General features: G+C 40.1%; 12 protein-coding genes and 1 pseudogene. 12 read left to right on the plus strand and 1 reads right to left on the minus strand.

Going from position 1 to position 13020, the window contains the following annotated elements:
- The first annotated feature begins 44 nt into the window (after positions 1 to 44).
- The 10 genes from B0183_RS01400 (at position 45) to trpA (ending at position 11989) form a co-directional block, all read left to right on the plus strand.
- A complete protein-coding gene (locus B0183_RS01400; protein ID WP_078208222.1) occupies positions 45 to 722 on the plus strand; it encodes a Gfo/Idh/MocA family protein in 678 nt (225 codons plus the stop codon).
- Positions 723 to 834: 112 nt separating this feature from the next.
- On the plus strand, positions 835 to 2622 hold the full coding sequence (locus B0183_RS01405) for an AMP-dependent synthetase/ligase (protein WP_038514938.1): 1788 nt from the start codon (positions 835 to 837) through the stop codon (positions 2620 to 2622).
- A gap of 105 nt (positions 2623 to 2727) precedes the next feature.
- Positions 2728 to 3165, plus strand: a complete 438-nt coding sequence (locus B0183_RS01410) for a DNA polymerase III subunit chi (protein ID WP_010786528.1) — start codon at positions 2728 to 2730, stop codon at positions 3163 to 3165.
- An 8-nt stretch (positions 3166 to 3173) separates the two neighbouring features.
- Complete coding sequence (locus tag B0183_RS01415; protein WP_234802014.1) at positions 3174 to 5000, plus strand: sulfatase-like hydrolase/transferase; 1827 nt, start codon at positions 3174 to 3176, stop codon at positions 4998 to 5000.
- 311 nt (positions 5001 to 5311) lie between these two features.
- Entirely contained in the window at positions 5312 to 6853 is a 1542-nt protein-coding gene (locus B0183_RS01420) for an anthranilate synthase component 1 (protein WP_021111982.1), read from the plus strand.
- 11 nt (positions 6854 to 6864) lie between these two features.
- Positions 6865 to 7464: an aminodeoxychorismate/anthranilate synthase component II gene (locus B0183_RS01425; protein ID WP_021111981.1), complete on the plus strand. Its 600-nt coding sequence runs from the start codon at positions 6865 to 6867 to the stop codon at positions 7462 to 7464.
- 1 nt (position 7465) lies between these two features.
- Complete coding sequence (gene trpD, locus B0183_RS01430) at positions 7466 to 8467, plus strand: anthranilate phosphoribosyltransferase (RefSeq protein WP_062924166.1); 1002 nt, start codon at positions 7466 to 7468, stop codon at positions 8465 to 8467.
- 12 nt (positions 8468 to 8479) lie between these two features.
- Positions 8480 to 9949 carry a bifunctional indole-3-glycerol-phosphate synthase TrpC/phosphoribosylanthranilate isomerase TrpF gene (gene trpCF / locus B0183_RS01435; RefSeq protein ID WP_078208223.1) on the plus strand — a complete coding sequence of 490 codons (1470 nt, stop codon included), beginning with the start codon at positions 8480 to 8482 and terminating at the stop codon, positions 9947 to 9949.
- A 19-nt stretch (positions 9950 to 9968) separates the two neighbouring features.
- Positions 9969 to 11165, plus strand: a complete 1197-nt coding sequence (gene trpB, locus B0183_RS01440) for a tryptophan synthase subunit beta (protein ID WP_015940020.1) — start codon at positions 9969 to 9971, stop codon at positions 11163 to 11165.
- On the plus strand, positions 11162 to 11989 hold the full coding sequence (trpA, locus tag B0183_RS01445; protein WP_021119347.1) for a tryptophan synthase subunit alpha: 828 nt from the start codon (positions 11162 to 11164) through the stop codon (positions 11987 to 11989). Before trpB ends, trpA begins: the two co-directional genes overlap by 4 nt.
- A 95-nt stretch (positions 11990 to 12084) precedes the next feature.
- Here the strand turns inward: trpA and B0183_RS01450 are convergent, their stop codons facing one another.
- Complete coding sequence (locus B0183_RS01450; protein ID WP_021113118.1) at positions 12085 to 12441, minus strand: DsrE/DsrF/TusD sulfur relay family protein; 357 nt, start codon at positions 12439 to 12441, stop codon at positions 12085 to 12087.
- 128 nt (positions 12442 to 12569) lie between these two features.
- On the opposite strand from B0183_RS01450, the gene B0183_RS13085 reads away from it, so the two are divergent.
- The gene (locus tag B0183_RS13085; RefSeq protein WP_021112970.1) at positions 12570 to 12716 is read left to right on the plus strand and encodes an IS3 family transposase; all 147 of its coding nucleotides are present in this window, start codon (positions 12570 to 12572) and stop codon (positions 12714 to 12716) included.
- A pseudogene (locus tag B0183_RS12580) lies at positions 12710 to 13020 on the plus strand (IS3 family transposase); the annotation flags it as partial. The gene B0183_RS13085 and the pseudogene B0183_RS12580, both read left to right, overlap by 7 nt.

Raw genomic sequence — 13020 nt, forward strand, 5'->3', positions numbered from 1 at the left:
CGGTTGCCCTGGCAGGACATCTACTTCGAACCTTACCTGGCGTAATGAAAGCCAAACAGTTTATGCAAGAAAATGTATTAGGCAAAATTACAGTAGCCAGAGCAACCCGACAACGTTGGATTGATAGCCCAGCAAATAAAAACTGGTGGAAAAATGACGTATCCCTGACAGGTGGAAAACTATTTAACGAAATCCACGAACTTGACCTTCTTTGTTGGTTACTTGGCGATGTAAAATCAGTCTATGCTCAATCAACCAATAGAGCGCATTTGGATAACATTGATAACCACGATATTATCCAATTACTTCTCCAATTTAATAGTGGCGTATTTGCCTATTTAGAAATGGGAACTGCTTATCGACTACACGAATGGGGTATATCCATTCACGGAGAATTGGGGGCACTAGTTATCAATTTCTTCAACTCCACAATGACCCTCACCCTTGCAAATGGACAACGTCAGCAATTTAATTTGTACGATGAATTTGAAGCCGATTTATCCTTACGCGAAAACGGTAAAGCTATCCAACGTTATAATGACTTAAATGCACTCGTACCTTTATGGCTAAGCCGAGCAACCGAAATTGAAGCATTAACAGTACTAAATCACTTAAGCCATAATGCACAATCCGTTCTGACAGAACAGCCAATTGATGCGGTAAAAGTAGCAGATGCAGTAAGGCAGTCAATGATACAAAAAGCACAGATTACCATTGCTTAAGAATACAGATAAGCTATATTTCAGCTTACATTTGTTCACATTTCTCTAGCTTTTTCTTAGTGAAAAAAGTATATTAGCGAACATTTGTAAGCTGAATAAACAGGATAAAAAGATGGCTTCTCTCGACTTCCATTTTGTGAATAGATTTCGCCTGCAAGCAAAAAAATGGCTTAATCGTACCGCTTTGCGTTTCCGTGAACAAGCTCAATGGCAGGAAATGTCGTGGCAAACTTTTCAGCAAGAAATTGACCGCTTCTCTTATGCTCTAATTGCTCAACATATTGATATTCAAGATAAAATCGGTATCTTTGCAAATAATATGCCTCGTTGGACTATCGCTGATTTTGGGGCGATGCAGGCAAGGGCTGTTGCGGTGCCGATTTATGCGACAAACACGGCAAAACAAGTGGAATATATTGTGAATGATGCTGACATTAAAATTCTCTTTGTTGGTGATCAAGAGCAATTTGATCAGGTCTATCAAATAGCGAACAACTGTCCACAATTAATGAAAATTGTGGCAATGAAGGCGAATATGCATTTGAGGGATCTTCCAAATGCGTGTTATTGGGAAGATTTTCTCAATGTTGTTCCAAATGAAGCGGAATTTGAAAAACGCCTTAATTCTAAACAGTTATCCGATCTTTTTACGCTGATTTATACGTCTGGAACAACGGGTGAACCAAAAGGCGTGATGCTGGATTATGCTAACCTTGCCCATCAATTAAATGCTCACGATCTTGCTTTAAATGTGAATGAAGATGATGTGTCGCTTTCGTTTTTACCACTTTCGCACATTTTTGAACGTGCGTGGATTGCTTATGTTTTTCATCGTGGTGCGACAAATTGCTATTTGGAAGACACCAACCACGTCCGTGATGCCTTGACTACACTGAAACCAACGGTGATGTGTGCGGTGCCTCGCTTCTATGAAAAAATTTATACGGCGGTATGGGATAAAGTGGAAAAAGCCCCACTACATCGCCGAGCTTTGTTCAACTGGGCAATTCGTATTGGTGAACAACATTATCAAATAGAGCACCCATCACCGTGGCTTCGTTTGCAATATGCTCTAGCCGATAAATTAGTGCTGACCAAACTGCGAGCTTTATTAGGCGGTAGGATCAAAATGATGCCTTGCGGTGGGGCAAAGCTGGAAGCTTCTATTGGTTCATTTTTCCATAGCATTGGGATCAACATTAAACTGGGCTACGGAATGACTGAAACCACTGCAACAGTTTCTTGCTGGCAAGATAAGGGCTTTAATCCAAATTCTATTGGGACATTAATGCCAAATGCGGAAGTCAAAATCGGTGAGGAAAATGAAATTCTGGTGCGTGGCGGAATGGTAATGCGAGGCTACTACAAGAAGCTTGAAGAAACGGCAAAAGCTTTTACTGATGATGGTTTCTTACGCACCGGTGATGTTGGCGAAATGGATAGTTGCGGAAATTTATTCATTACTGACCGCTTGAAAGAGTTAATGAAAACTTCAAATGGGAAATATATCGCTCCGCAATACATTGAAGGCAAAATCGGTAAAGATAAGTTTATTGAGCAGATTGCCGTGATTGCAGATGCAAAGAAGTATGTTTCTGCTTTGATTGTGCCGTGTTTTGATAGCCTTGAGGAATATGCAAAGCAACTTAATATCAAATATCAGGATAGGATCGAGCTGATTAAGCATTCCGACATTATTCAGATGTTTGAAAGACGTATCCACGAGTTGCAGAAAGAACTCCCGAGCTTTGAGCAGGTGAAGAGGTTTACTCTCTTGCCTCAAGCCTTTAGTACGGCAATGGAAGAAATCACTCCGACGCTGAAATTACGTCGTAAAGTGATTATGCAACGCTATCGGGAGCAGATTGAGGAGATGTATAATGAACGTTCATTAACTTAAATTTCAATTTACATTGCATTAAATGTAGTTTGAATATGTTCAAACATCTATTTTATTATAAATATAAGTTATAATTCGTCTAACTATATTTCTAAGAGTGTGTCAGTGAAGCAAGTACAATTCTATCTATTAAGCCAAGCCCAAGTAGGCGAGCTTTCCGCCCAAGAAGCCCTTGCTTGCGATCTAGCCGCAAAAGCGTGGCGACAAGGTAAACGCGTGCTGATTGCTTGTGAAACCGAAGAACAGGCATTCAGCCTTGATGAAGCGCTTTGGGCAAGAGAAGCGGGTGATTTTGTACCACATAATTTATCCGGCGAAGTCACCACCTATACGACCCCGATTGAAATTTCGTGGAAAGGCAAACGCAATGCCCAACGCCGAGATGTATTGATTTCATTACAAACAGAATTACCCAATTTTATTAACAGCTTCAATCAAATTATTGATTTCGTGTCGGTTGATGAAACAGAAAAGGTCCAAGCGAGGGAACGTTATAAACAATATCGCCAACTAGGTTGGCAGTTAAGTACCGAGCAAGTTTAAGGATAGAGATGTTCCGCCTAGCACAACAAGATGATTTAACTCGAATTCTTGAAATTTATAACCAGGTGATTGAGATTGAAAGACGCACAGTGACGGCAGATTTAGTTCCAGCAACAAAGGAAAGCCGCCAAACGTGGTTTAATCAGCATCTAAATCATGCTAAATATCCGATTTGGGTTTATGAATTAGACGGACAAATGATCTGCACCGCACTTTTTTGGGCAATTTACATCTTAATTTTTGCTATCGCGCTCATTGGCATTGTGGCGGGTAATTTTTATTACTATAAAACCTATAACAATTATTACGATATGTTGATGTTTGGTTTAGTGGAAGACGATACCAAAGCCGTGTTGAAAAATATCTATGATGATTACCCTGTTATTTCAGGATCTTTCGCAGTGCTTGTGTTAGCTGCGCTTCCTGCGTACTTTATGTATTATGCGTTATACCAAGGATTGTTAAATTGGGATATGCATTGGTCTGTTGCAACTTTGCTTTTTGTTGGCTCATTCCTTGCCTTGGCATTTTTTGTACGCGGTACAATACGCTCCAAACCATTAACCAAAGATCATTCGCAAGTTTCCTCTTTAGCCGTTATCAATAAACTAGTCCCAAATGGCGTAATTGCTGTGGAATGGGCATTTAGAGATCGTAAACGCAATATTCTTTTTGAGGTGGTTGATTTAGACGAAGGTAAAGCCTTAATGCAACAAGTCTTTGGCACAGATAGCCTGATTGAGCGTACGCCTGTTAATCCTGCATTGAAGGAAAGCAAACCTCATGTTGTATTTGCCTTAATGGAAAGCTTTGGTACCAATTATTTGGTTTTAGATAACCCTGAAACCAATGATTTATTGGGACAATTACGGCCGCACTTTGAACAAGATTTTGTGTTCAAACGCTTTACCTCTGATTATAACGGCACTGCGCCAACTTTGGCATCGTTGCTTTTTTATAGCCCTATTCAAAATATCAGCCAATCAGCTGCACAGCAAATCGCCCTGCCCTATAGTCCATTTAAAACCTATAAACAACAAGGCTATCGTACGGTGTTTATCACATCTGGTGGTTTAATGTGGCGCAACTTAGGCAATTATTTGCCGTTGCAAGGTGTGGATGAATGTTATGACCAAAATGATATTATCGAAACTTTTCCTGATGCAAAACCTACCATGTCTTATTGGGGCATTGCGGATGAATATGCCTTTGCCTTAGCAGAAAAATTACTGAAAGAAAGTAATGAACCTTTATTTATCAATATATTAAGTATGACGAATCATCCGCCTTATGAAGTACCTCAACATTACAAGGCGGAGCGTATTAATCCTCAAGTACTAGAAGGAAAATTTGGCAGTGAAGAAGAAAACCGCAAATCCCTTTCCACTTATCAATATGCTAATAACGCCTTGGGGCAATTTATTACACAAGTGGCGCAAAGTGCGGTGGGAAATCGAACCATTATTGCTGCTACAGGAGATCACCACGTGCGCTGCGTGCGTTTCGATGCGCCAAAACAGAATTTTATGGCAATGGGCGTACCGTTTTATGTTCATGTTCCAACGGAATTACAGAGCAAACTTGCCCTTAAATTTGATCCAAGCCGCATTGGTTCGCACAAGGATATTATGCCTACATTATATGGTTTAAGCTTATCAGATGCGGAATATTGGAACCTAGGCGGGCGCAATTTGTTGGCGGAGCAAGACAATGAAAAATATGCTTTTGCTTATAACGAAGGGCTTTATGCCGATAGCGAAGGGGTGAGCGATGGCGAGCATCTCACGCAATATTCTTGGCAAAATCCAACCGCACTTTATCCCGACAATCTTTGAGTTACCGAGTTGAAACCAGTGAGTGATAAAAAACGGGCGCGAATTCAGGCTTATAAACAACTTTTAACATGGCAGATTCATTACTTAGTGAAAGGATTAAAATAGTCATTCCTTTCAAGTGCGGTCATATTACCGAAAAAATGGGGTTGATTTAATGAAAACCCCATTTTGCCCTTCTCTAAATATCCCAAAACCTACTTCATATTCTCTTGAATCCTTCCTTCATCCAATAATTATTTCTAAAAAAAGTTGACAATATTAATTTATACTAGTTTAATAGTACAAAATTAACAAATGACAGGATGTTAAAAATGCAGTCCGTTTTTATCCAAACCAAAGAATATCATGTGGATTATTGCAATGATCCCATCGCCATTTTTGCGACACTTTGCCAAAACCGACAAAATACCTTGCTTTTAGAGTCTGCTGAAATCCAAAGTAAAAACAGTTTAAAAAGTTTGTTGCTAGTAGATGCCGCATTAAAAATTTCTTGCCAAGGACAACAAGTTGATTTCGAGGCATTGACCTTAAATGGGCAAGGGGTTTTACCCTACATCGCACAACAATTACAGCCTATTTGTGAAATAAGTTCGTTTGATACCCATCATCTTTCGGTGAAGTTTTCTTTGCCAAACCCAAATCTTGATGAAGACAGTAAGCTAAGCGCCCCGTCGATTTTTGATGGATTACGTTGCTTAACAACGCTTTATCAGCATAGCGATATTCCGATTTTCTTAGGGGGATTATTTGCTTATGATTTAGTCACCAATTTTATTCCTATGGAAAATATTCAATTAAAAGACGATGGTTTGAGTTGCCCTGATTATGTCTTTTATTTGGCTGAAAATTTATTACTTATTGATCATCAAACCCTGTCAGCGACATTGCAAACCTTTTGCTTTCATCCAAAGGCAGCCGATGACTTGAATCAAAGTGCGGTGCAAATTTGCCAAAATTTGCAAAAAGTTGAACCGCACTTGCCTCACATCCTCGCCTCCACAGAAGTTCGCACGAATTTAGAAGATGAGGCATTTAAAGATATTATCCGTTCACTTAAACATCATATTCATATTGGGGATGTATTCCAAATTGTACCATCAAGACGTTTTTCTTTAGCTTGTCCGAATCCTCTTCGGGCATACCGACAACTAAAACAAACCAATCCAAGCCCTTATATGTTCTTTATGCAAGATGAGGCGTTTACTTTATTTGGAGCCTCACCAGAAAGCGCATTGAAATATTCCGCACAAACACGCCAAGTGGAAATTTATCCGATTGCTGGTTCAAGACCGCGAGGTTTTGATGAGCAAGGTCAAATCGATCCAGATCTGGATGCTCGCTTAGAATTAGAGCTACGCTTAGATAAGAAAGAACTTGCGGAGCATTTAATGTTGGTGGATTTGGCTCGTAATGATGTGGCGCGTGTGTGTGAAAGTGGCTCACGCCATGTTAAGGCATTAATGCAAATCGATCGTTATTCGCACATTATGCATTTGGTTTCTCGAGTCGTAGGAAAATTGCGCCCTGAACTGGATGCATTGCATGCTTATCAAGCCTGTATGAATATGGGAACTTTAACCGGTGCGCCAAAAATTAAAGCTATGCAATTAATTTACCTTGTTGAACAACAAAAACGACATAGTTATGGTGGCGCGGTGGGTTATTTGTCCTCAAAAGGTAATTTGGATACCTGTATCGTGATTCGTTCTGCTTTTGTGCAAAACGGAATAGCGCATATTCAAGCCGGCTGTGGCGAAGTGTTAGATTCTGATCCACAAATGGAGGCAGATGAAACCCGCCATAAAGCTAAAGCAGTGATTAATGCCATTATTCAAACTCACAGTGCAATATAAGGATTTTTATCATGGCAACCATTATTTTTTTAGATAATTTTGATTCTTTCACCTATAACTTAGTCGATCAATTTCGGACATTAGGTCATCAGGTTCAGATTTACCGTAACGATTGTGATATAGCGTTGTTAGAACAAGCCACCTTAGCTCACCCCAATACCCTACTTGCCTTATCCCCCGGTCCGGGTAATCCCTCTGAAGCCGGCAATTTACTGCCATTAATTGCGCGCTTAAAAGGCAAAGTGCCTATGATTGGTATTTGCTTGGGGCATCAAGCTCTGATTGAATCTTTTGGTGGCAAAATTGTTCATGCTGGCGAAGTGTTACATGGCAAAGTATCGCTAATTTCTCATGATAATTTAGCTATGTTTGAAAGTTTGAATAATCCTATGTCCGTTGCTCGCTATCATTCATTAATGGGTGTTGAGTTGCCTGATGAGCTAATTGTTAATGCTACTTATGAAAATATCGTCATGGCAATTCGCCATAAATCTTTACCGATTTGTGGTTTTCAATTCCATCCTGAGAGTATTTTGACTGTACAGGGATCTCAATTATTGAAACAAACTATCGCATATTTAATGAATTTTAATAGAACACAAGGAATATAATATGCAAACAGAACAACTCCTACTTAAAATTATTGAGCAAACTCATCTAACATCCTCGGAAATGCAACAGCTTTTCACATCAATCATTCAAGGGGAATTAAATCCAATACAGCTCACTGCACTGTTAATTGCGCTAAAAATACGCGGGGAAAGCGCTGAAGAAATCAGTGGTGCAGTGGCGGCATGCCTTAATGCGGCACAACCCTTCCCTACCCCTGATTATGCATTTGCAGATATTGTCGGTACCGGTGGGGATAGCGCCAATACTATCAATATTTCTACCGCCTCTGCAATAGTTGGGGCTGCCTGTGGGTTAAAAATCGCAAAACATGGAAATCGAAGTGTATCAAGCAAAACCGGCTCAAGCGATTTATTAACCGCACTTGGGGTCAATATAAATATGCAGGCGGATATTGCAAGACAGGCATTGGATGAAATCGGGCTTTGTTTTCTTTTTGCCCAGCAATACCACCTCGGGTTTAAACACGCGGTTTCTGTGCGTCAAGCACTAAAAACAAGGACTATCTTCAATATTCTAGGACCGCTTATCAACCCTGCACGACCAAAACGTCAACTACTTGGTGTTTATTCTCCTCATTTACTCAAACCTTATGCCGAAACCGTTGCACAACTCGGTCATCAACATACTTTTGTTGTGCATGGCTGTGGATTGGATGAAGTGGCTATTCATGGACGGACTGATGTAGCGGAAATCTATGATGGGAAAATCACCTACTACAGCCTTTCTCCTTTGGATTTTGGTTTTCAAGCCAAACCATTGGAATCTTTACGTGGTGGTGAACCTGCAGAAAATGCCCAAATGATAACCGCACTGTTACAAGGTCAAGGCAAACCTGAACATGCCCAAGCCGTTGCAATGAATACAGCATTATTGATGAAATTGTTTGGTTATGAGAATATCAAGCATAATGCACAACAGGTTTTGGATATCATCCAATCCGGTAAAAGTGTTAATGTTTTATCTCAATTAACGCGTTATTAAAAGGAATTCACTATGCCACAAAACCACACGCAACCTAGTATTTTGAAAACAATCGTACAGGATAAATTACTTTGTATCCAACACCAACAAACCCATTTTCCTTTGAGTGCGTTTCAAAATAGCCTTCAACCTAGTGATCGGGATTTTTATACCGCACTTCAGCAAGGTTCGGCGCAAAAACCGGCTTATATTCTTGAATGTAAAAAAGCCTCTCCCTCAAAAGGTTTGATTCGAGCCAATTTTAATGTAGAAGATATTGCACAGGTGTATAAAAGTTATGCCTCCGCAATTTCTGTTCTCACAGATGAAAAATATTTTCAAGGGGATTTCACTTATATTCCGCGCGTTCGCCAGCTCGTCAACCAACCAATCTTGTGCAAAGATTTTATTGTGAGCGAATATCAAATTTATTTGGCGCGCTATTATCAAGCAGATGCGATTTTATTAATGCTTTCTGTGTTAGATGATGAAACCTATCGTCGATTGGCAGAAATTGCACATGGATTAGGCATGGGAATATTAACGGAAACTTCAAATCAAACAGAATTAACTCGAGCCATTGAGCTTGGCGCTAAAGTTATTGGTATCAATAATCGTGATTTGCATGATTTATCTGTCGATATTGCTCGTACACCGCCTCTTGCACGCCAAATTCCGGCAGACCGAATTATTATTAGCGAATCAGGCATTTACCACCATCATCAAATTCAACAGCTGAAATCTGATGTACATGGTTTTCTTATTGGTAGCAGTTTGATGGGAAGTCCCGATCTCCATCAAAGCGTCCGCACCTTAATTTTTGGCGAAAATAAAGTTTGTGGACTTACTCGTCCGCAGGATGTACAAGCCGTGTATGAGCAAGGCGCATTGTATGGAGGCTTAATTTTTGCAGAACATTCTCCCCGACAGCTTTCATTACTCCAAGCTCAAGAGTTGGTGGTACAGGCTCCCTTGCGTTTTGTCGGCGTATTTCAAAATCAATCTATTGATTTTATTGAAAAAATCGTCAACCAACTTGATTTATTTGCAGTACAATTACATGGCGAAGAAACAGCTGAATTTATTGCCGCACTTCGCCAACAATTACCGCAATCATGCCAAATTTGGAAAGCAATTTCAGTTGATGCGTCCCCTAAAATTACATTAGCCGCCCTTGCAACCAAAACACAAAGTAAAAGTGCGGTAAAAATTCCGTCGATTCCCCATGTGGATCGCTACATATTGGACAGCAAAATCGGCAATCAACGTGGAGGGACTGGACAGCCTTTTGATTGGTCGAAGATCCCTCAAGAATATAAATCTAAACTGCTCCTTGCCGGTGGCATTAATCCGGACAATATTGAGCTTGCCTTATCACAACATTGCCTAGGTCTTGATCTCAATTCCGGCGTAGAAAGTCTAACGGGCATGAAAAGCCCACAAAAATTAGCAGCGGTGTTTAACAAAATTTTGGAGCGTCAAACACCTAAAAAATTATCATAAAAATGTAAAAGGAAATGCTATGACAACCATTCTTAATCCCTATTTCGGTGAGTTCGGCGGTATGTTCGTTCCCGAAATCTTAGTACCTGTTTTACAAGAACTGGAAAAAGCCTTTGTGGAGGCGAAAGAAGATCCTGCTTTCCAACAAGAATTTCAGGATTTATTAAAAAATTACGCCGGTCGCCCTACAGCATTAACATGTTGCCGTAATTTAACAAAAGGCACGAACACTACACTTTATTTAAAACGTGAGGATTTATTGCATGGTGGTGCCCATAAAACCAACCAAGTTTTAGGGCAAATTCTCTTAGCAAAACGCATGGGGAAAACACGTATTATTGCTGAAACCGGTGCAGGACAACATGGCGTTGCGACTGCATTAGCCTGTGCAATGCTCAATATACCTTGCCGTATTTATATGGGCGCAAAAGATGTTGAACGTCAATCGCCTAATGTTTTCCGAATGAAGTTAATGGGCGCCGAAGTGATCCCTGTACAAAAAGGCTCTTGTTCACTCAAAGATGCTTGCTGTGAGGCTATGCGGGATTGGGCTGCAAATTATGCCACAACACATTATCTGCTCGGTACCGCCGCAGGCCCGCACCCATTTCCAACCATCGTGCGTGAATTCCAAAAAATGATTGGAGAAGAAACCAAAAGGCAAATTTTGGAGAAGGAAGGGCGCTTACCTGATGCGGTTATTGCGGCTGTCGGCGGCGGATCAAATGCCATTGGTATGTTTGCCGATTTTATTGAAGAAAAAAGTGTACGCCTAATTGGGATTGAACCAGCAGGCAAAGGCATTGAAACCGGTGAGCATGGTGCGCCTTTACGTCATGGTTCAGTCGGTATTTATTTTGGGATGAGATCCCCGATTATGCAAACCAAAGACGGGCAAATTGAAGAGTCTTATAGTATTTCAGCCGGTTTAGACTTCCCTTCTGTCGGCCCGCAGCACGCGCATCTCCATGCTATTGGTCGTGCAGATTATGAGAGCATTACAGATGATGAAGCACTTGAGGCATTTCAAGCTTTAGCACAACATGAAGGTATTATTCCTGCTTTAGAAAGCTCCCATGCTTTGGCTTACGCATTAAAACTCATCAAGCAAGATCCAACAAAAACACAACTACTTGTTGTGAATCTATCCGGTCGTGGTGATAAGGATATTTTCACGGTGGATAAAATTTTAACTGCAAAAGGAGCTATCAAATGATTGTGCAATCATCTCGTTTCAGCCGTTTATTTGCTCAATTAGCTGATAAAAAACAAGGGGGATTTGTTCCTTTTGTGACACTTTGTGACCCTGATTTTGAGCGCTCTTTTGAGATTATTTGTACTTTAGTTGATAATGGTGCGGATGCCTTAGAATTAGGCTTTCCCTTTTCTGATCCCTTGTTGGACGGACCGGTTATTCAGGCTGCCAATGATCGGGCTCTCAATGCAGGTTGTAGCACCGAAGAAAGTTTTCAGTTACTTGCCAAAGTGCGGTCAACCTATCCAGACATACCGATTAGTCTGTTGCTTTGTGCCAATTTAATTTATGCGCAAACTCTTGATAAATTCTATGCACGCTGTGCCGAAGTGGGCGTTGATGCCGTATTGGTTGCAGATATTCCTTTACTCGCCGCAGAAGAATATATCCAAGCTGCTCAACGTCATGATGTACAGCCGGTTTTCATTTGTCCACCTAATGCTAATGAATCCACAATTAAAGCGGTAGCTCAACATACTCGAGGTTATACTTATTTAGTCTCAAGAGCCGGCGTTACTAGCGCAGAAAATCAAACACAAGCTGCCAATTTAGATGTTCTTATTGAAGGGTTAACCCAATATCAAAGCGCCCCAATTTTACAAGGTTTTGGTATCGCAAAACCGGAACAAGTTAAAGAGGCGCTGCGTTTAGGGGCTGCTGGTGCAATCTCGGGTTCCGCTACAGTTCAGATTATTGAACGAAACCTCGACAATCACCCTCAATGTTTGCTTGAATTGACACAATTCGTACAAAACATGAAGAGGGCAACACATCTCTCAAAATAGGAAATATAAAATAAAAAGGGCGAAATACTTCTTTCGCCCTGTCATCCTACTGTCTGTTATGCCTTTTATTCCTAATATTAAGAATAGGATAACAACTAGAAATTCAACACTTTATCTGCATTGACCGTCCAATCAGCTAATTCAACTAATGTACCAATTTCAACGCCTTCAGCTAGTGGTAATGAGGTAATTCCACGTGCATTAGTGCAAGTTTTACATAATTTGACCATCGCCCCTTGTGCGGTAAGAATTTCAAGCATTTGTTGCAAATGGTAACCTTCTGCCAGCTGTTGATGAGCAAGTCCCCCGCTAACGGCATCTGACATTAGCAATAACTTTAATTCAACCGCACTTTTGTGTTGCTCTTGTAGTTGTAAAGCTAAACGTAATGCGCTGAAAAAATGTTCATCACCATATGGAGAAGAATGAATAATAAAAAGTATTTTATGCATGAGAATATCCTTATTTGAAATGAAATAGAAATAACATTTAGAAAAAATGACTATTTATCATAAAGATAAAAATGATCTGCACCCCAAAAGTTGGACTAAACAACCAACTAATTAAGGTGCAGATTTTTATGGCTAAATACACCCAATCTTTTAAACAACAAGTGATCGAATTTTATCTTCAACATAATAAAAATCGCTCATTAACTCGTCAGCATTTTCAGGTTAAGGAAACCATATTAAGATATTGGATTAATCAGTATAATCACGCCTCGTGAAAGAACTGCGCCACCAATTTCCGTTTGAGATTTTATTGCAATTGGTTGATTTAAAACGGAGTACGTTCTTTTATCATCTTGCTGAAAAAGACAATAAAAATGCAGCGATTGAGCAAGAAGTTATCAAAATTTATCACAAAAATGACGGTAATTACGGTTATCGTCGTATTACGCTGGAATTAAGAAAAATATAGCTGATTAACCATAAAAAAGTCCAACGCTTACTGCAACAGCTTGGGTTGAAAGGGAAAAACAAACGCAAAAAATATCATTCTTATCGTGGCGAAGTCGGCAAAATTGCAGA

The organism is Glaesserella parasuis (genome assembly GCF_002015085.1).
Classification (GTDB): domain Bacteria; phylum Pseudomonadota; class Gammaproteobacteria; order Enterobacterales; family Pasteurellaceae; genus Glaesserella; species Glaesserella parasuis.

Coding starts and splice junctions, on each gene's coding strand:
- B0183_RS01405 (WP_038514938.1), top strand. CDS start 835: ATGGCTTCTCTCGACTTCCATTTTGTGAATAGATTTCGCCTGCAAGCA.
- trpA (WP_021119347.1), top strand. CDS start 11,162: ATGATTGTGCAATCATCTCGTTTCAGCCGTTTATTTGCTCAATTAGCT.
- B0183_RS01420 (WP_021111982.1), top strand. CDS start 5,312: ATGCAGTCCGTTTTTATCCAAACCAAAGAATATCATGTGGATTATTGC.
- trpB (WP_015940020.1), top strand. CDS start 9,969: ATGACAACCATTCTTAATCCCTATTTCGGTGAGTTCGGCGGTATGTTC.
- B0183_RS01450 (WP_021113118.1), bottom strand. CDS start 12,441: ATGCATAAAATACTTTTTATTATTCATTCTTCTCCATATGGTGATGAA.
- B0183_RS01415 (WP_234802014.1), top strand. CDS start 3,174: ATGTTCCGCCTAGCACAACAAGATGATTTAACTCGAATTCTTGAAATT.
- trpCF (WP_078208223.1), top strand. CDS start 8,480: ATGCCACAAAACCACACGCAACCTAGTATTTTGAAAACAATCGTACAG.
- B0183_RS01400 (WP_078208222.1), top strand. CDS start 45: ATGAAAGCCAAACAGTTTATGCAAGAAAATGTATTAGGCAAAATTACA.
- B0183_RS13085 (WP_021112970.1), top strand. CDS start 12,570: ATGGCTAAATACACCCAATCTTTTAAACAACAAGTGATCGAATTTTAT.
- B0183_RS01425 (WP_021111981.1), top strand. CDS start 6,865: ATGGCAACCATTATTTTTTTAGATAATTTTGATTCTTTCACCTATAAC.
- trpD (WP_062924166.1), top strand. CDS start 7,466: ATGCAAACAGAACAACTCCTACTTAAAATTATTGAGCAAACTCATCTA.